The organism is Thalassospira profundimaris WP0211 (assembly GCF_000300275.1).
Classification (GTDB): domain Bacteria; phylum Pseudomonadota; class Alphaproteobacteria; order Rhodospirillales; family Thalassospiraceae; genus Thalassospira; species Thalassospira profundimaris.
Map to the genome: position 1 here is coordinate 1 of NZ_AMRN01000004.1, position 20106 is coordinate 20106.

Annotated in this window: 16 protein-coding genes; 3 read left to right on the forward strand and 13 right to left on the reverse strand. The window is 55.0% G+C overall.

All coding sequences use genetic code 11. The features are described from left to right. Positions 1-323: hypothetical protein (locus TH2_RS21705; protein ID WP_238538678.1), on the reverse strand; the 323-nt coding region annotated here is incomplete at its 3' end. Here TH2_RS21705 and TH2_RS08935 point away from each other — a divergent pair. Continuing rightward, complete coding sequence (locus tag TH2_RS08935) at positions 322-1344, forward strand: proline racemase family protein (RefSeq protein WP_040823402.1); 1023 nt, start codon at positions 322-324, stop codon at positions 1342-1344. The genes TH2_RS21705 and TH2_RS08935 overlap by 2 nt on opposite strands. Before the next feature lie 78 nt (positions 1345-1422). On the opposite strand, the gene TH2_RS08940 is transcribed toward TH2_RS08935, so the two are convergent. The 4 genes from TH2_RS08940 to TH2_RS08955 form a co-directional block, all read right to left on the reverse strand. After that, a complete protein-coding gene (locus tag TH2_RS08940) occupies positions 1423-2091 on the reverse strand; it encodes a GntR family transcriptional regulator (protein ID WP_008890092.1) in 669 nt (222 codons plus the stop codon). Positions 2092-2300: 209 nt separating this feature from the next. Further along, a complete protein-coding gene (locus TH2_RS08945; RefSeq protein WP_008890093.1) occupies positions 2301-3302 on the reverse strand; it encodes a 4-hydroxyproline epimerase in 1002 nt (333 codons plus the stop codon). A gap of 10 nt (positions 3303-3312) precedes the next feature. Next, positions 3313-4614 carry an NAD(P)/FAD-dependent oxidoreductase gene (locus TH2_RS08950; RefSeq protein WP_008890094.1) on the reverse strand — a complete coding sequence of 434 codons (1302 nt, stop codon included), beginning with the start codon at positions 4612-4614 and terminating at the stop codon, positions 3313-3315. 170 nt (positions 4615-4784) lie between these two features. Continuing rightward, positions 4785-5681, reverse strand: a complete 897-nt coding sequence (locus tag TH2_RS08955; protein WP_008890095.1) for a dihydrodipicolinate synthase family protein — start codon at positions 5679-5681, stop codon at positions 4785-4787. Between the two features lie 333 nt (positions 5682-6014). On the opposite strand from TH2_RS08955, the gene TH2_RS08960 reads away from it, so the two are divergent. After that, complete coding sequence (locus TH2_RS08960) at positions 6015-8117, forward strand: bi-domain-containing oxidoreductase (RefSeq protein ID WP_157193993.1); 2103 nt, start codon at positions 6015-6017, stop codon at positions 8115-8117. Here the strand turns inward: TH2_RS08960 and TH2_RS08965 are convergent. Continuing rightward, positions 8114-9055: an AEC family transporter gene (locus TH2_RS08965; protein WP_008890097.1), complete on the reverse strand. Its 942-nt coding sequence runs from the start codon at positions 9053-9055 to the stop codon at positions 8114-8116. The two genes, TH2_RS08960 and TH2_RS08965, sit on opposite strands and share 4 nt — an antisense overlap. Positions 9056-9235: 180 nt before the next feature. Further along, on the reverse strand, positions 9236-10732 hold the full coding sequence (gene glpK / locus TH2_RS08970; protein ID WP_008890098.1) for a glycerol kinase GlpK: 1497 nt from the start codon (positions 10730-10732) through the stop codon (positions 9236-9238). Positions 10733-11045: 313 nt separating this feature from the next. Between glpK and TH2_RS08975 the strand changes: the two genes are divergently transcribed. Further along, positions 11046-11597, forward strand: coding sequence for a hypothetical protein (locus TH2_RS08975; protein ID WP_008890099.1), 552 nt, complete (start codon positions 11046-11048; stop codon positions 11595-11597). 96 nt (positions 11598-11693) lie between these two features. Here TH2_RS08975 and TH2_RS08980 read toward each other — a convergent pair whose 3' ends face one another. The 6 genes from TH2_RS08980 to TH2_RS09005 all read right to left on the reverse strand — a co-directional run bounded on the left by TH2_RS08980 (position 11694) and on the right by TH2_RS09005 (position 19946). Beyond that, positions 11694-13154, reverse strand: coding sequence for an NAD-dependent succinate-semialdehyde dehydrogenase (locus TH2_RS08980; RefSeq protein WP_008890100.1), 1461 nt, complete (start codon positions 13152-13154; stop codon positions 11694-11696). Positions 13155-13430: 276 nt separating this feature from the next. After that, positions 13431-14555 (reverse strand): ABC transporter substrate-binding protein, encoded by a 1125-nt coding sequence (locus TH2_RS08985; RefSeq protein ID WP_008890101.1) that lies wholly within the window; start codon positions 14553-14555, stop codon positions 13431-13433. A 7-nt stretch (positions 14556-14562) separates the two neighbouring features. Beyond that, positions 14563-15786 (reverse strand): MFS transporter, encoded by a 1224-nt coding sequence (locus TH2_RS08990; protein ID WP_008890102.1) that lies wholly within the window; start codon positions 15784-15786, stop codon positions 14563-14565. 1 nt (position 15787) lies between these two features. Further along, positions 15788-18187, reverse strand: a complete 2400-nt coding sequence (locus TH2_RS08995; protein ID WP_238538680.1) for a TonB-dependent receptor — start codon at positions 18185-18187, stop codon at positions 15788-15790. Positions 18188-18361: 174 nt separating this feature from the next. Beyond that, on the reverse strand, positions 18362-19327 hold the full coding sequence (locus TH2_RS09000) for a FecR family protein (RefSeq protein WP_008890104.1): 966 nt from the start codon (positions 19325-19327) through the stop codon (positions 18362-18364). A gap of 100 nt (positions 19328-19427) precedes the next feature. Continuing rightward, positions 19428-19946, reverse strand: coding sequence for an RNA polymerase sigma factor (locus tag TH2_RS09005; protein ID WP_040823339.1), 519 nt, complete (start codon positions 19944-19946; stop codon positions 19428-19430). Positions 19947-20106: the final 160 nt, after the last annotated feature.

Below are 20106 nucleotides of genomic sequence, written 5' to 3' on the forward strand. Positions count from 1 at the left end.
CCGCACCCCGTCGGTGGAGGCGGGTTATAGGCCCCACTCCCAAAACTGTCAAACACCTTTTTGCAAAAAAATGACAGAAATGTCGTTACGCAAAATTTTTGCGCGAAACCATATATAGGTTTCACTTTTATGACCTGCAAGGGGCCCAAAACCCGAAAATCGGGGGTCGCTCCGATTGCTCTGCGCGATAATGCCGATAAGATGTTCGCGCAATTTTTTACCCGCCACAGAATCACGTGCGCCAAAAGCAGCAAATAATCCGGATCAACGCCCATGCAAGACGACAAAACATCCCCGAGATCGCAAAGTGATTCGGAAATCATGCGTTCTTATCCCCATCAATCAGCCCCGATTGAGGTGATCGACATGCATACCGGGGGTGAGCCGCTGCGAATCATTACGTCCGGTTACCCCGATATTCCCGGCGCGGACATTCTGGCCAAGCGCCGCTATGCCAAAGAGCACCTTGATCACCTGCGGCGCTTTTTGATGTTCGAGCCGCGCGGCCATTACGACATGTATGGCGCGATCCTGGTCGCGCCCAGCCTGCCCGATGCCGACCTTGCGGTTCTGTTCATTCATAATGAAGGCTATTCGACCATGTGCGGCCATGCGATTCTGGCGCTTGGTCGCTATGCGATTGATTATGGTCTGGTCAAAGCGGTCGAGCCGATCACCACAGTTAATATCGAATGCCCCTGTGGTCTGGTGCGTGCCGAGGTCGAGGTCCGTGATGGCAAAACCGGCAAGGTGCGGTTTTCATCGGTGCCATCGTTTATGTTTGCCAGTGATGTTTCCTTACGCCTTGCCGACGGAACAGCGTTTAAAACCGATGTCGGATATGGCGGGGCGTTTTATGCCATTCTGGATGCCGGGCAATTTAATATCGCCATCGCGCCGGAAAATGCCCGCCAACTGACACAGCTGGCGGAGGCGATTTGCCAAGCGGTGAATGACAGCGTGACGCTGGCCCATCCCGATCATGATGATCTGGCCTTTTTATATGGGACAATCCTGACCGACGGGCGCGATGCGTTTGAGGCATCCGCAACACGTAATATATGTGTGTTTGCCAAAAATCAGGTCGACCGCAGCCCGACCGGGTCCGGTGTTAGTGCCCGCCTTGCCATTCAACATGCCAAGGGACTGATTGCACCGGGAGATATCCGCGTGTTTGAAAGCGTGATCGGATCGAGCTTTGAAGGATCGGTTGAAGCGACAACCAGCTGTGGCCCGCATCAAGCCATTATCGCCTCCGTCACGGGCAAGGCGCATTACAGTGGCAAGGCCAGTTTCTGGCTTGAAGAAGATGATGTGATCGGGCGGGGTTTTATTGTTGGCTGAGTTCAATAAGACAGAAACAGAAAAGGGATGCCATCAGCATCCCTTTTTACGTTTCGGACTTGGTCGGACTTGGTTCGCCTATTCACGCGCCTTGCGCAGGCAGTCCATCAGGCTGTCGGCCGAACTTTGAATGTGGTTGGCGAGAAGCTCGACGGCTTCTTCGACATTCCCGGCCTTGCAGGCGTCAAATATCTGGTGGTGTTCGCGTTCGGCCCGGTCGGTTGCGCCGGAAAGGGCCAGCTGCGCCTGAGTAAAGCGCACGGTGTTGTTGCCGATCATGCGGACAATCTCGAGCGTCTTGGGACGGTTCGATGCGCGGTAAAGGCGGTCGTGGAATTCGCGGTTAAGCTCCCCCCACTTGGAAACATCGCCGGACCGGAACGCCTCGTCATAGACCATCAGGATATCTTCAACTGATTTGAGGTCCGCCGGGGTCAGGCGCGGCACGGCATGACGCAGAAGATCACATTCAAGCAGCTTGCGGACTTCAAACAGTTCCTCGATCTCGTCAAGCGAGAGCTGCGAGACAATCGCGCCCTTGTGCGGCTGGAACGAGACGAGGCCTTCGGCATCAAGGCGCTGCAGGGCTTCGCGGACCGGGATGCGCGAGACGTTATATTCACCCGCGATGGCATCCTGTCGCAATTGATAGCCGGCAGGGAAATCGCCGGTCAGAATACGTGCACGAAGATCTTCGGTCACCTGATCGGTGATGGTACGGCGGGTAAATCGCGGTGATGCGGTCATTTCAGCTCTTTTATGGTGTTACCCCGACGCGACATGGCATGCTGATCAATCGGGCAAAATTCCATCCGACAGAATCTGTCAGTTTTGCTATTCATAGCGTTGGGGCAAACAAGTCGCAATACAATTGCCTACTGTATTAGCAGCCAAACTTCGCCGATATACGACAAAGGGGGCATGAAGCCCCCTTGGTGTGATCGACAGCACTTTGCCTATTTGACAATGAAGCCATGGGCATAGGGATCGCGGTCATCAATGAAGATGGTGTTGTAGCCATGCTTGCGCGCCCAGCCTTCAATCCCCGGCACGACGGCATCAAATTCGCCGACCTTGGTTTTCTCGACCACCGACACCCGGAACTGTGATCCGATGATGCTTTCATGCACCAGCTCATGCTCAGGATCCCAGTGCCCCTTGGCGACCAGTTGGGCGAGCCGGGCCGAGGAACCAGTCCCACACGGCGAGCGATCAATACCCTTGTCACCATAGAACACCGCATTGCGATGCGTGCTGTCGGGTTGGGTCGGCTTACCGGTCCACTGGATGTGCGACAGGCCCTTGATATCGGGATAGAGCGGATGCACGAATTCGTTCTGTTCGTTCAGGCGACGGCGGAGTTCCGGGCTGATGCGTTGCAGATCACCGGCCGAAAAATCGGCCATGTCGCGGTAGTTTTCCTGCGGCTCTACAATCGCATAGAAATTACCGCCATAGGCAACATCGACCTTGATCGGACCAATATCGGGGCAATCGACTTCGATATCGGTTTTATTAAGGAACGACGGCACGTTGGTGAGCTTGACCGATTCAACGTAATCGCCAACCTGATTATATTCGGCAATGACGAGGCCCGCCGGTGTTTCAAGGCGCAGGCGGCCGGGGGTCTTGGGTTTCACCAGGCCTTCTTCAATCGCCATGGTAACCGTGCCGATCGTGCCATGGCCGCACATCGGCAGGCAGCCCGATGTTTCAATAAACAGCACGGCGACGTCATAGTCATCCGAGGTCGGGTCATAGAGGATCGATCCCGACATAACGTCATGACCGCGCGGTTCAAACATCAGCCCGGTACGGATCCAGTCATACTCACGAAGAAAATGCGCACGCTTTTCAAGCATGGTCGCACCGTCAAGCTTGGGCCCGCCGCCGGCAACCAGGCGCACCGGGTTGCCACAGGTATGACCGTCAACACAAAAGAAACTGCTTTTCGCCATGGATGGGGCCCTAGATGCTATAGAAACGAGAGAAACGATTAATGCGATACGGGGTCATGTCGACTGGCGTGTTGCCGGTTGCCATCAGATCGGCAACCAGACGCCCGGTCGTCGCCCCAAGTGTTAAGCCGAGATGCCCATGGCCAAAAGCGAAATAGGCATTGGCATGATGCGGGCTTTTGGAAATGACCGGGGTTGAATCCGGCATGGAAGGACGGAAGCCCATCCATTCCGTGCCACCCTCGGCATTGAGTTTGGGCAGGACTTCCTTGCCCTTGGCAAACAGAGCCTTGGCACGTTCATAGTTGGGTGCGGCCAGAAGCCCGCCAAGTTCCACCGCCCCACCGACGCGAATACCCATTTCAAGCGGGCTTAAAACAAAGCTGTCATCAGCACAGACAATCATGCGCGACAGTTTGGCATCGTGATAGGGCACGGTGGTGTTATAGCCGCGTTCGGTATCAAGCGGCACCGGCGAGCTCAGCCGTTTGGCCAGCGTTTTTGACCAGGCACCGCAGGCGACAACCACATGATCAAACGTGATCATGTCGCCGGCATCGGTGGTGGCGGCACGCGGTTTGCCATCGCGGAAGACGAAATTTGTGACATCGGCGGTCTCGAACTTGCCGCCACGATCGAGGAAATGCTTGAAAATGCCGGTGGTGATTTTGAACGGATCAAGGACATGGCCCCAGTCTTCTTCCATTACGCCGCAGGCAAAGATCGGTGCCAGATCAGGTTCGATATCGCGCACTTCATCACCGGTCAGGTCGCGTAACTTGATGCCGTTACGCCGACGCAGATCAATGGCATATTCGGCCGCCTGACGAGACGCATTGCTGCGATACACCGCCATCGCACCGTGTTTTTTGAAAACCGCGTCCGTAAGGCCAGCTTCCTTAAGGACCGGGTCGTAATCTTCCCATGCGCGGTTGAGCAAGGTCGCCATATTGTTTGCGATCTGTTCGACACGTTGCTTTCTGCTGGATGCCAGAAACATCAACAACCAGCGCATCATTTTCGGCAAATAGCCCCATCGCACCGAAAGCGGGCCCAACGGGTCCATCAACCAACCGGGCACGTTTTTAAGCACGCCCGGCATCGCAACCGGCGCGCATTCGGAAACCGCAATGCCGCCAGCGTTGCCAAAGGATGCGCCCATGCCCGGTTCGCCACGATCAAGAATTGTGACGTCATAGCCCTTATCCAGAAGCGCCAACCCGACATTGGCCCCGACAATACCCGCACCAATCACAACGACCTTTTGGCCGGCGGCGGTATCGGATGGCGTGGCGGTTTTGGTTGATGTCATTTTGGGGCCTCTCGAATTTTGACGATGCGTATTTTGGTGCTTCTGAGCAGCAAACAGATAGCAGGAAGCTCCCCCGCGAGATAGGCGGAGGAGCTCACTGTTTCATCAAATACCGTCTCAATGCAATCACGGTGTTGCGGGTACGCATCATGATTGCAAAGGACTGCCGATCAAAGCGACGGGCGGGTATCGATGGCTTTCTGGATGGTGGCCTTGATGGTTTCAAGCTCTTCACCGACCAGCGGCAGACGAGGTGCACGGACGTGCGGTTTGCCAACGCCGGTCATTTCCTGGGCAAGTTTGATGTACTGAACCAGCTTGGCATGAACATCCATGTGCAGAACCGGGGTGAACCAGCGATAGATTTCAAGCGCTTCGGTGTATTTGCCTTCCGACAGCAGCTTCCAGAGCGCGACCGATTCTTTCGGGAAGGCATCGGTGAAACCGGAAATCCAGCCAACAGCACCCAGAACCTGTGTTTCCATGACAAGGTCATCCATGCCGCAGAACAGAACAAAACGATCACCGCAGGCATTATAGATGTCGGTAATACGACGCGGATCGCCCGAGCTTTCCTTGATCGCGACAAGGTTTTTGACATCGGCAAGCTGGTTGAACTCTTCGGGCTTGATGTCGATGCGATAAGCACCCGGGTTGTTATAGATCATGATCGGCAACTTGGTCGCACCCGCCACCGTGCGGAAATGTTCGATATTCTCGCGCGGATCGGCGGTATAGACCATGCCGGGCAGAAGCATCAGGCCATCAGCACCGAGCTTTTCGCATTCCTGCACATAGCGGATGGCAGCACGGGTCGAATTTTCGGCCACACCGGACAGGACCGGAATACGGCCCTTGGTGACTTCGACAGCAAGTTTCAGAACGGCGATTTTTTCGTCCGGCTCAAGGGCGGTGTTTTCACCAACCGAACCCAGCATGACGAGGCCATCGACACCGGCCGTGATCAGGTCTTCGATCTGTTTGGCGGTCATATCGAAATCGATCGAACCGTCTTCGTTCATCTGGGTGGCAACGGCGGGGAAAACGCCAGTCCAGTTTACCTGCATGGAAAGAAACCTCCTGATATGGCAGCACGGCAGCATACCGGCGCCTTTAAGCATCACAGCCCCGATCAACGGCGACCGCATTCAATTCATGTATATTGTATACAAAACTAAAAATCACGATGCAACGGGATTTTTGTTGAAATTGTTTTGTCCGCAAAACCCGCGGAATGACAGGAATGGTCCCGTTTGGCTAAAGTACTCCATCGGACATACGCGCGTCAGGAGGAGACAGATTGCACCTCGATCATCATTGCAAGAACGGATCGACCAGTTAGCACGACATATGGTTTAATCATTTTCGTATTTTTCAACCAATTGAACTTGAGGGCGATGATGACGGAGATGAAGGCCCTGCTGCGTTTTCCCGGTGAACGCAAGATTGCCCTGACCGATTGCCCCATCCCGGCGCCGGGCAAAAATGCTGTCCTTGTCAAAACCGCCTGCTCTGTCATCAGTCCCGGAACGGAATTCACTCAAGCTAACCAGACGCACGCATCCTTGTTGCAAAAGGCGTGGCAGCGGCCAGATCTGGTCGCGCTGACATTGAAACATCTGAAATCGGAAGGCTTTGGCAGAACGCGTGCGCGTGTTGAAAACCGTCTGGGGCGCCCGATGCCGATGGGTTATTGCGCTGTCGGGCGAGTTGAGGCCACGGGCGAGAATGTTACGGACCTCAAAGCTGGCCAACGTGTTGCGATTGCGGGGATGGGGCAGGCCAATCATGCCAAGTGGAATCAGGTTTCGGTTAACCTTGCCTGCCCGGTTCCAGATGCGGTGCCCGACCGAAAGGCTGTGTTTGCGACATTGTATGCCTTGGCCTTGCATGCGCTTCGGCAGGGAGAGACATCGATTGGTGATCGGGTTGCTGTTATCGGGGCGGGTTTGATTGGTCAGCTTGTCAGTGAGGCGGCACACGTCGCGGGGGCGTTGGTGGCCGTGATTGAACCGGACCTTTCGCGCCGCAAGATTGCAACCAGAGAGAGCCGTGCCGCCGATTTCGCCAAGGCAAGCGACGCGCCACAAAGCAGATTTGACAGCGTCTATATCTGTGCACCGGGCAAGGGCAACCATCGATTGATCGACGACGCCGCCCGCCTTTGTCGTGACCGAGGCACAATCATATGCGTTGGCGATGTGACGCCGAATGGCCGGCGCAAGGCGTTGTATGAAAAGGAAATCACTATTCGGCAGGTCCGGTCCTATGGACCGGGGCGATATGATCCCAATTATGAAGAGCGCGGCGAAGATTATCCGCTTGGCCATGTGCGCTGGACCATTAAGCGCAACATGCAGGCTGCCCTTGATCTGATGGCAGATGAGCGCCTTGATCCGACACCATTGATCACATCCGAGATTGATTTTGCCGACATCGCAGATCACTTCACCAAGGGGCCGGACCCTGCACAATTGGCGACACTGGTGCGGTACAGATACGCAGAGAACGTCCCCCTAAAGCCCCATGCTCCATCGGCACTGACATCCAAGCCGGCCCGTGACCATGTCCGGGTCGGACTGATCGGGGCGGGCAGCTATCTGGGCGGCGGTTTATTACCCCTGTTGCAAAAGCACCCCAAAGTCGAAATTACGGCCTGCTGTTCTCAAAGCGGGTTGGCGGCGGTTGCGCTATCAAAGAAGATTGACGGGCTTCGCATGTATGGCGGGGCAGATGAACTGCTTGAGGATCAAAGTGTCAACAGCGTTATCATCACCACGCGCCATGACAGTCATGCTGAGCTGGCCGCCGCGTCAATTCTTGCTGGCAAAAATGTCTGGCTGGAAAAGCCGATTGCGATTGATCGCGCGGGGCTGGATTTGCTGCGAGAGGCCACTGATCGTACGCCCCGACACATCTTCATGGTCGGGCATAATCGGCGTTATGCGCCGATGGCTGCGAAACTGCGCGATGCGCTGCCAACTGGCGTAAAACAGTTTCACTATCGGGTTCGTATCTCGCCGCTTCCGGACGATCACTGGCTTCACCATTCGGATGAGGGCGGGCGCACAATTGGCGAGATCAGTCATTTTATTGATCTGATTATGAGCCTGGTCGATAGCGAGCTGAATGAGCTCAATTGTTACTGGATTGATCGCGCGGCGGGCGACAGCATCTGGCAGTTGCGCTTTGCCGATGGATCAATGGGCGAGGTCAGTTACCTGCACGGCAATCGGGGAGAGCCCAAGGAAGTACTTGAGGTGACGGCGCCGAATTTCTTGGCCAGCCTGTTTGACTGGAAAAAGCTTCGGGTGAATGGCCGGATCGTTCTGCGCAACTGGCTTGGGCAGGACAAGGGTCAGGCGGCTGCGATTAAGGCCTTCGCAGGTGCCGTTTTAAGTGGCGAGCGCCCTGCCCTGATGCCAAGCATTGAAGACGAAATCAATTTGATGGCGCGTATCCTGATGGCTGCCAACACGGCCAACGCCCAAACGCCGAATTAGAGTAATCCTGCGTAGAGGATCAGAAGCGGCAAGGTCAGCATGCTGATGATGGTGGTCAGCAGGATCGTGGTCGAAGACCGATCAATGCAGACATTATAGCTGCCCGCGACAATCGCGACATTGGCCCCGCTTGGCAATGCGGCCACCAGTGTGACGATCATCAGCCAAAGCGGCGGCAGATCGAAAATGAAATGCCCGACCGAAAACACCAGAAGCGGCTGCACAAACATCTTGGCCGTGGTGCAGAGCAAGCTGGCACTGAGGTTACCACGCACCGACTGCCCGTAAAGCCCGGCACCGACCAGCAAAAGTGCAATCGTCGGCCCAGCCGTGCGGAACCGTTCCAGCGTCCCATCGACCATTTCCGGCATGCGGATTTCAAACAGAGATGCCAGTACACCAAGCACGATCGCCGCAATGATCGGATTTCTGGCCACACGTACGATGCTGCGAAATACATTGGACAACCAATGACCATCGCCACCGCGGCTGCCCTCAACAATCAGAATTGTCATCCCCATCAGAGTGACCGGATGGATCGACAGCACGATTAAAAGCGGCACCAGGCCCTCTTCGCCGTAAACCGCCTGTACCAGAGGAATGCCGAGAAGAACGATGTTGGAAAAGACGCCGCCCATCGCAGTGACGGCCGCTTCATCGGTTTTGGCACTCAGCCAAAGCTTGGCGATTATAAACACCAGCACGAAGTTCAACAGCACGCCGGAATAATAACTGCCCCAAAGCCGCAGATCGAAATGCGCGCTGATGTCGGATTGTGACAGGGTCTGAAACAGCATCGCCGGGATAAAGGCATTCATGGCAAGCTTGGCCAGAAACGGGATGCCTTCACGCTTGATGATTTTGATGTGGGTAAGAAGAAAACCGCACAGGATCGTCAAAAAGACCGGTCCAACTTTTCCGACGATCAGATCAAGCATGTTTCCCCCAAAGGCGAGAATGAGCACCAAAGCCCAGAACTGCGCAACAGATCGGATAAACCACGTCGATCACGCACAAAGAAAGGACAGCATCATTGACACTGTCCTTCGATAGTACAAATCATTTTGCAGTGTTACCAGCCCTGCCCGGCAATTCCATTGGCAAGGCAGCCATGCGTATCAGTCACTTGGCGTTGTTTGCACGCGCTTGACCGCATCTTTCCAGCCATCAAGCAATCCCTGACGGCGGCCGGGTTCGATATCTGGTTCGAAGCTGGCATCAAGGTGCCATTTCTCGGAAATATGATCGAGATCGCGGTAAATACCGGCCTGCAACCCGGCAAGGTAGGCTGCCCCCAGTGCCGTGGTTTCGGTCACTTCCGGGCGTTCGACCGAAATACCCAAAACGTCTGAAAGCATCTGACACATCCAGTCATTGGCAACCATGCCGCCATCAACCCGAACCGCCTTGGGCGATACGCCATCGGCCGCCATGGCTTCGAAGAGATCAAAGGTCTGATAGCAAACGCTTTCAAGGGCTGCCCGCACGAACTCGCGCGGGCCGGTATCCCGGGTCAGGCCAAAGATTGCCCCGCGGGCATCCGGGTCCCAATAAGGTGCGCCAAGCCCGGTAAAGGCCGGCACCAGATAAACACCATGATTGTCATCAAGCGATTTTGCCAGCCCTTCGGTTTCGGCGGCCGACTTGATGATACCAAGCCCGTCGCGCAACCATTGAACAGCCGCACCGGCAACAAAGATGGCACCTTCGATGGCATAGCTTGTTTTGCCATTGATGCGATAGCCAACCGTGGTCAGAAGCCGGTGCTGGGAGGTCACCGCTTCATCGCCAGTATTAAGAATGACAAAGCAACCGGTGCCATAGGTGCTTTTGATATCGCCGGGCTCAAAGCAGCACTGACCGAATGCCGCCGCCTGTTGATCGCCCGCCATGCCCATCACCGGGATTTCCGCGCCAAACAGATCGGCATCGGTTACCCCGAAATCAGCGGCACAGTCCTTGACATCGGGCAGCATGTTGCGCGGAACGCGGAAGATTTTGCAAAGCTCGTCATCCCAGGCGTTTTCGCGGATATTAAACAGGTTGGTGCGCGCCGCATTGGTCGCATCGGTTGCATGCGACTTGCCACCGGTCAGGCGCCACAACAGGAAACTGTCGACGGTGCCAAAGGCCAGATCGCCCTGATCAGCGCGTGCACGTGCGCCCGACACGTGATCAAGGATCCAGGCAACCTTGGTGGCCGAGAAATAAGGATCAATCAAAAGGCCGGACTTGGCATTGACCGCCTCTTCAAGCTTGGGATCACGCTTTTTAAGATCATGACACAGCGCTGCGGTCCGGCGATCCTGCCAGACAATCGCGTTATAGATCGCCTTGCCGGTCTTGCGATCCCAGACAACCGTGGTTTCACGCTGGTTGGTAATGCCGATTGCGGCGACCTTGGCGAAATCAACCCGTGCCAATGCCTCCTTGCAGACGGCGACCACGGTGCTCCACAAGTCTTCCGGGTCATGTTCGACCCAGCCACTATTGGGAAAATGTTGCGGGAATTCCTGCTGTGCGACGGAAACGGAGCGACCGTTTTCATCAAAGACAATGGCGCGTGAGCTTGTCGTTCCCTGATCGATGGCAAGGATATAGCGCGTTTCTGACATGTTTGTTTTCCTCCCGAGCCGGCAGGTTTCCTGCCATCCGACCCTGCATACATTGATGCGTTGCGGCCCGCCCTAATGACGGTGCCATTGGTTTTATCGCTCTATTTAGAAAAAAATTGCGGCAAAAAACAATTCGTTTTCGAAAATTTTTCTGCGCAATGCGTTCATACCCCTGATTTACAAGGGAATTTTCAAGCCGGTCTTGTTGATCAAACAGGCGGGAAAAACGTGCCCGCTTAGCACGGCACAGGGTTTGCAACGAAAACAGGAGAATGAATTTCAACCGGCATCTTTTTCCCCATGGAGGTTTCTGATGGGATTGTATGAAACGTTGGCTGCTGTCACCAACACCGCACAAAGCGCCAAAAGTGCGGCCAGTTTCCGCCAGACCATTTCATCGAACACCGTCCCGCTTCCCGAAAAGAAGAAGGAAGAAAATGCCGAGCTGGCTTATATCCGCGAACATGGTTTCACGACCTATGTAAAGGAAATCGAGGAACGCAAGATCGAAGAATTGCGTGCAAAGATCCTGCAAAGCATGGGCCTTGATGAAGAGAAACTGGCCGAAATGGATGCCGATGATCGCCAGGCCATCGAAAAGGTCATTGCCGATGCCATCGAGCAGCGCCTGAACGGCAACAGCATGGCCGAGGCTGAACTTGGCAAATCCGCCGACGGGGATGAAACCGCCGATGAGCGCCGCGACCGGTTGCAGGCGCGGATTGCCTTTAACCCGAACATGTTCGATGTGTTTACCGAATTGCAATCCGAACTGCCAAGCGGCTCTTCGCAGTCAATTACCGGCAAGCAGGACGAACAGGATGAAGCCTCTGGCGCGCGCAAGAAAAACATCTTTGATGTCTGAGTGCGGCCCTTGTGGCCTTCAATACAAAAGGGCGCTGCGAGTTGCAGCGCCCTTTTTCTTTTCTGACTTCTGGTATGCCTTCTGGGGGGATAAGCGTTATTCGTCAACGCCGCCCATGCAGACATATTTGACTTCGAGGTAGTCCTCGACACCGTATTTCGATCCTTCGCGGCCGACACCGGATTGTTTGACGCCACCAAACGGTGCCACCTCGGTCGAGATAATGCCGGTATTAACCCCGACAATCCCGCTTTCAAGGCCCTCGGCCAGTTTCCAGATCCGGTTGATGTCACGTGAATAGAAGTAGGATGCCAGACCGAACTCGGAATCATTGGCCATCTCGAGCACTTCATCATCGGTTTTGAACCGGATCAGCGGTGCCATCGGACCAAAGGTTTCCTCGCGGAAGACGGTCATTTCGCGGGTGGCATCGGCAATCACGGTCGGCTGGAAGAACGAGCCGCCCTTTTCGTGACGCTTACCGCCCGTAAGGATACGGCCACCCTTGGCAACCGCATCGGCAATCTGGCTTTCGACCTTTTCGACGGCCTTTTCGGTGATCAGCGGGCCAATCACAACGCCTTCGTCCGCACCGTTCCCGACGGTCATTTTGGCAACCTTGGCTGCGTATTTTTCGGCGAATTCGTCATAGATTGCATCATGGACGAACAGACGGTTGGCACAGACACAGGTCTGGCCGGCGTTGCGGTATTTGGACGCAATCGCGCCTTCGACCGCCGCATCGATATCGGCATCTTCACAGACAATAAACGGCGCATTGCCGCCAAGCTCCAGGCTGACCTTTTTGACGGTATCGGAACACTGGCGCATCAGGAGACGGCCAATCGCGGTCGAGCCGGTAAAGGTCAGTTTGCGAACCTTGGCATTTTCGGTCATTTCCGCACCGATCACCGGCGCATCACCGGTCACGATGGACAACAGCCCCTTGGGCAGACCGGCACGTTCGGCCAGAATTGCCATGGCAAGAGCGGAATACGGTGTTTCCATCGCCGGTTTGACCACCATCGCACAGCCAACGGCCAATGCCGGGGCGGCTTTACGGGTGATCATCGCGGTCGGGAAGTTCCATGGCGTGATGGCGGCACAAACACCAATCGGTTCTTTGAGAACCATCACACGGCGACCTTCGGCAAAGGTCGGGATCACATCGCCATAAACGCGTTTGGCTTCTTCGGCAAACCACTGCAGGAAGGATGAGCCATAGGCGATCTCGCCCTTGGCTTCGGTCAATGGCTTGCCTTGCTCTGCCGTCATCAGGGCGGCCAGGTCGTCCTGATTTTCCATCATCAGGTCGTACCATTTCATCAGGATGCCCGCGCGTTCCTTGGCGGTGCGCTTTTTCCAAAGCTTCTGCGCCTTTTCGGCGACATCAATGGCATGCGCAACTTCATCACGGCCAAGAACCGGAACGGTGCCAAGCACTTCACCGGTTGCGGGGTTGGTTACCTCGGCGGTTTTCCCGTCTGGGGCATCGACCCATTCCCCGCCGACATAGGCCTGCTGGGTGAAAAGACTGGGGTCTTTAAGCGAAATCATTTGAGTGCCTCCGGAAAGCATTATTGGGAGCGACATGATCGCATTCTGGTCTTTATCTAGTCTGCTCCGTGGTGGATGCCACATTTTTGCGAGATATTTCCCCAATAGCAATCGCAAACCGGGGCCGAGGCCTGCTTTGCTAGAAGATTTCATCAAAGGACAGCCAATCACCGCCGATTAGCAGAACCTGCGATATTTGCGCAAAAAAGCGGGAACAACAGTGTTGCTCCCGCCATGATCAGTCATCGCGTTATTATGTTATGCGCAAAAACACACCTAGTTCGACAGCGTCCCGAAATAGCCCGGCTGATAATCAATCGGCAGAAAGCGGTCATGAAGCTGTTTGAAGGTTTCATCGGGATCGATATCTGCAAACAGTTCGGGGTGAAACCATTTGGCCATCTGCTGAATGGCGACGAACTGATAGGGGCTGTTGTAAAACTGATGCCAGACCGCATGGAATGCTTTGGTCTTTTGCGCCTTGATCCCGAGATAAGCCGGGCGGGTCGGATAGAATTTCAGTTTTTCAACAATTTCGTCCGGGTCGGCACCCGGACCAACCGGAACCCATTTGCCCCCCGGCACATAAACATCCCACATCGCGCTGGTGACAATGATGTGATCCGGATCTGAAACAATGACCTGTTCGGCATTGATCTGCCCGAAAGTGCCAGGGATCAGGTCCTTGGCAATATTGTCGCCACCGGCCATTTCAACCATCGCACCGAAATTGCCATCGCCAAATGAATGGCAGCAATCCTCGTAAAACCCGGCGGCACGATCGATGAATACCTGTGGACGTTCCGGTTTCACACTGGCCAGACGATCAGTGATTTTTGCGATTTCCTCAGCACGGAACGCGATAAATTCCTCGGCACGCTCTTGCTTGCCAAACAGTTTTCCGAACAAACGTATGGAGGGTTCGGTGTTCACTTCCGGGCTGTTACGAAAATCGACATAGACCACAGGAATATCAAGGGCTCCAAGCTTTTCGATATAGGCGGCTTCTTCCACCGCGCGCTTGGTTTCAAGATTGAGGAAAACGATGTCAGGCTTTTGCGCAATCGTGGTTTCGATATCAATCAGGCTTTGCTCCAGCCCCTCGAAGGCCGGGATATCGGCAAATTCCGGGAATTTCGCAAGATAGGCCTGATAAGTTGCCGGATCGGCTTCGATCAGATCCTTGCGCCAACCGACAATGCGCGCGGCCGGATTTTCGCGATCAAGGGCGGCAATGATGTAAAGCTGGCGCCCTTCGCCAAGGATGGCACGTTTGATCGGGACATTGACCGCAACTTCGCGCCCGGCAATATCGGTTACCGTGATGGTTTCGGCCTGTGCTGGCATCGGCCCGATCAGGACCAAAACCATAAACACAAGCATCTGTGAAAGTTTACGCATCCTCGTTTTACTCCTCTGATAGCTCAGTCGGGTTTGTCGTACGACCGACACCAACCCGCGTCACAGCGGTCAGCACCAAACCGACGAAATAGACAAAACCGACGAGAAAATAGATGTTTGAAAGCCCGGAAACCTGGGCGAACCAGCCGCCAATTGCGATCCCGGCCATCGATGAAAACTGGGCTGTGCTTTGCGCCAGTCCAAGTAAATATCCCTGCTGATGATCAGATGCACTGCGTGACACGAGCGCGGTCAAAACCGGCGTGGTTGCGCCCAAAAGCGTCCCCCACAGGAAATACATCGCGGCAAAAACAATGACCGATCCGGTCAGCCCTGCCGTCACGGTCACGACAATGCATCCGGCAATGACCAGACACATTCGCCCCAGAAGGTTTTGCGCGGAACGTCCTTCGAAATAGCGCGCCCAAAGGAATGCCGTTGCGACAAAGCCCAGTGCCAACAGGCCATAGCACAGGCCAACAACCCAGTTGCCGACATCAAAAGTCTGCAGGACATAAATCGGAAACGGCGATTGCGTTACCATTCGGCCAAGCAACAGAACGCCGATGATCGTCAGCAAGGAAATGACCTGTGGCGATCGCAGCATGCTCGGCTTGGTATCCGGTCTGTCACCTGTCTTAGGCCGCACCGGAGCGGCGACAGCCGGAAGCAACACCCAAACCGAAATCATGCACAGCGCACACAGGATGGCCGCCGAAAAGTTGATCCAAAAGAAGCTGGCAAGATCAAGGATCACACCACCAAGCAACGCCCCGCACAGCGAGCCGAGATTGGTCGATACCTGCAAATAGGCAAACAGCTTTGCCCGCCGTGCCGGGCTTTCGATGCTGACGCCGTACGCCTGCGCTGGTGCGATATAACCGGCACACGCCCCTTGCAAAAACCGTAAGATCAGGATCGAGAAGACATCACCGGTATAAGCCAGTGCCAACTGGGTTGCGGCCAAGCCAAAAAGGGCCCGCAGCATCATCGCCTTGTGGCCGAACCGATCCCCGACCCGCCCCCAAAACGTGCTGGTCAACATGATACCCAGCATCGGCCCGACATAGACACCGATGCTAGCGAGTGTGAACAGATCATCTGAACTGGTGAGCGAACGCAGATGAACGGGCCAAAAAGGCCCGCTCATTTCCATGGCACCCATCGATACCAGTTGCAGAACAAACAGGAGATGGGTTTTCCTGTTTGTTCCAATCACGTGTCCGGTCACATCAGAAGTCCGCGGTTAGCGACAACAGTGCTGTTCGCGGAGCGCCCAACGAGACGAAGCGCCACTGGTTCACACCCGAATAGTAACTTTCATCGGTGACGTTCTGAACCGTCGCCCGGATGGTTACGGGGGTGTTGTAAAGTTCAGTCTTGTAACGCGCACCGATATCAAGCGTGGTCCATTCCGGAATGTCTTGAGTATTGGCAGTATCGACAAATTGCGACGATGTGTGTGTGACCGTACCGCTTAGTGTCAGACCATCGACAAACGGGGTGTCCCATTCGCCAACAAGATTGATCTGCATTTCAGGCGTTCCAACCGGCCGCTTGCCCAAGTCATCTGCGTTGACGGCTTCGGTGATTTCCGATTCAAGGAACATCACACCACCAAGCAACCGAATATCATCGGTCACCTGACCAAAGACATTAAGCTCGATACCACGGTTTCGCTGTTCGTTATCGGCAGTAAAGATATTGGTGCCGTCATCGGTATCACCGTCCGGCTGTGTGATCTGGAAGGCGGAGATGGAACCGCCAATATTCCCGAAATCAAGTTTGATGCCTGTTTCAATCTGTTTGGCGACATAAGGTGCCATCGCTTCGCCCGCGTTGGCGGCACTGCTGGGTGCAATATCTCCCTGATTGAGGCCCTCGATATAGTTGGCGTAAACCGACACAGTTTCAGTCGGCTTAACAACGATGCCTGCCATCGGACTGATTTCGCTGTCGTCATAGGAGCTGCTAACAACACCGCTGCTGTAGTTATCAACAGCAATGCTTTGATGACGCGCCCCAAGGGTTACGAGAACCGTTTCATCAAGGAAGGACAGCGTATCGGCCAATGCAAAGCCGGTTAGTTCCGATGCAGATGTTTTGGGCTTGCTGGCCGGGGCACTGACGGCAATCGGCGCGACCGCAGCCGTGGTGTAAATGTTGGCCGACGGGTTGGATCCGGCATTGCTGATGCCCTGACGTAGCTCGTCTTCGTAACGTGTGGCTTGAAGTGAAAGCTTGTGCTTGACCTCACCGGTTTCAAACTCGCCCCGCACGCCTGTACTGGCAGACCAGCGATCCGTCTGGAAACGGCGATAGGACAGGCCACTGTCGATGTAATCGCCAGCCGCATTCTGAACTGTCGGTGTTCCGAACAGACGATCAAGCTCGGTGCGCCCGCCGCCAAAGCTGCCAAAGACCGTAACGTCATCAAACAGGTCATATTCCGCCTGAACCATGCCGGAGCGATCCACTGCATCCGACCATTCCCAATCCTGAATGAGGTTGGTGGAACCATCAGGTGCGTCGGGAATGGCAAAGCCGGAATTGAAACGCAGTTCACGTGCAGGCGCATCGAGGTTTTCACGCTGATCAATCAGGTCAACCGATGCCCGAAAACGATCCCCTTCGTAATCAAGGGCCAGCGCCCCAAGGGATGCTTCACGTGACTGACGATCCAGATACGTGTCGCCATTGTGATAACCACCATTAAAGCGAACGCCAAATTCGTCATCCGCCCCGAAACGGCGGCTGAAATCAATATCGCCGCCAGCTTGTTCACCGCGACCGTAATCAACGCTTGTTCGTGTCAGGTCCTTTTCACCGGCCCGCTTGGGCACGATATTGATCGCCCCGCCAACAGCGCCGGTGGGCGACATACCGTTTAGCAACGCATTGGGACCTTTGACGACTTCGATCCGCTCTGCCAAACCGGACATCACGCGATAGGTTGGCGCCACCCCATAGGCACCGTTGAACGAAACTTCGCCGGTATTAAACAGATTCACGCCAAAACCACGGATCTGATAGGTATCGAGGTTGGCCGTTTCGGCATTCGGCGCACGCACAGACGGGTCATTTTGCAGAACATCCGCGATGGTTTCCGCCTGCTGATCGGCGATATAGTCGCTGGTATAGCTCGTAATACTGACCGGGGCATCCATGATGTCGGTGTTGCCGAGCATGCCCAGTCGTCCGCCGGTTGCCACCTGCCCGCCAGCGTAGGCAGGGGCAAGATCGGATTGTGCGCCCGTGGCTTCGACAATCACCGGATCGGTGACCATTTCGCCGCTGGCGCTATCCTGCGTGCTTGTGTCGGTAATGATTAGTGAACGGCTGCCAATCGCGCGATAGGACAAATCCGTACCGCGAATAAGCATTTCGATTGCCGCCGGGACAGAGAGCTCGCCGCGAATTTCGCGCGATCCTGCGATTTCCGGCAGATCGATGGTATAGGCGATGCTCCAGCCGGAAACATCGCCAATCTGGCTGATACCCTCGGCGATTGACGTGACGCTGAAATCAAAGCTGTAAAGTGCTTGCGCGACTTCGACCTGTTTGCCCGGCACGGTTTGAGTGTTGGTTTCAGCCGCCATCAAAGCGGTCGGCAGACCGATTGAGGACGTCATCAACAACGCTGAGATCAGGATATTCTTTTTTGATTTTGCCTGCTTGGAATACAAATTCCCGCTCCATTCTGAGATTGGTTTTTCAGGCAGGTCCCCCTGCACCTAGAAAAACAAACGAGCGGGAAAATAAACTCCTCACATGAGGAAGCACTTTTTTGCGAATTTTTCGCAATCTTAATAAATAATGGTCAACCAAGGTGATGTTTTGATCACCGATCCACCCACTGCAACGGCAAGCGTTTCAAGGGATCTGGCAACATCATTGGTCGGAAAACTGCCCGAAACGGTTTTGTTTCCGATATTTCCCAAAACCATCAGACGGCCCGGTGCGAAGTTATCAAGACGCGTAACCAGATCATTCAGACGCACGTTCTGAACACTCAGACGCCCATGCATCCAACTTTGCACGGATGCAATATCGACGACTTCCTTGGCCTGCAACCCGCCAGCCCCGACGGCCACCGCATCCCCCGGTCCGAGCATGACACTGCCTGTATCGGCCCCGGTCGACACCCGGACAGCGCCCTCTTCGACGCCGACCGTTGTGTCGTGCGTCAGGTAATCAACATTGAAGCGCGTCCCAACCACTTCGACTGTTGCCATACCGGCCCGAACCCGGAAGCTGTCGCCATCGCGATGCATGACATCAAAAAATGCCTGACCGCGCAAAAGTTCGACATCCCGGTTCCCGTCTTCAAAGTCGGTGGCAATTGCGCTGTTGGCGGCAAGAAAAACCACTGATCCATCCGGCAGCCGGATCTCGGTTACCGTGGCGGCATCGGTAACAATATCAGCCTGAAGATTGTCTAGGCCGTCGGGATTAAGAAAGGCAACAATCGCCAATACCGCCGCCACCGCAGCACATGACGTCACAGTCCGTAGCGGAGAGAACCAGTCAAGCACTCTTTGCCAAACTGGCACCTGACCTGCGTCGCTGGCTGCAATGCGGCGGGTCGGTTCTTCGACCTGTGCCCAAAGAACGCGCATCTGATCAAAGGCAAGGCGGTTGCCTGTGTCGGCATTGAGCCAAGCGTCAAATTCCTGTTCCTGCGCGGCCGTCAGCGCCCCTCCTGCACGCTTTACGTGCCAAAGGGCTGCTTCGTCCTTTTGCGCCTCGGTCAGTTTAACGTCGCCTTGCATTGATCTGTTATCGGTCCACACGGTACTGGCTGTTATGCGATTTCTATAACGAATAAACGGCTGAGAACAAAATATCCTCATGCCGTTTGGCTCAAACTTTTCAATCTGTATCCCGATAGGCTTCCAGACGTTGCTGGCAATGGCGCATGGTGCGTGCAAGTTGCTTTTCCACTGCGCTGACAGATATTCCGTATTTCTGCGCCAATTTTGCGTTTGAAACCCCGTCCACCCGATGCAAAACAAACATCTCGCGCGCCTTGGGGGAAAGTTCCAGCAAGGCCCGATCAAGTGCTGAAAGCGCCTGACGCGACTGAGCATGATCGTGCGGGGACGATGCTTCTCTCTGCCACAACTGGATGGGCAAGATCCGGCGCATGAGCCCCGTGCGCCCCGCCGTGCTGCGGTGATGATCAATCACCGCATTGCGCACCGACGCATAAAGAACCTTGACGTTTTCTTCGTCCGTTCCGTGATCCCCCGAAAGCAACAGTCTGGCATAGACGTCCTGAACTATTTCATCCGCAGTCTCACGGTCACCGATACGACGATTGGCCATAGAGACCAGTTGCCGACGGTGGTCCTCAAACAGTTTTGAGAGCGTGTTCTGCCAGGGCTTCATATTCGGGTCATCTGCTGTCGCTTTGTCGCGAATTGTCGTGTCCGGCCACAATGCGACTTCGGATCACACAGCAGCCGGGGAGCGCAAGCTAACAACAATGATAATCATTTTCAATCGCAAAAGAATTTTGGTATTCAGACCCGCATATTTGGCGGCTTTC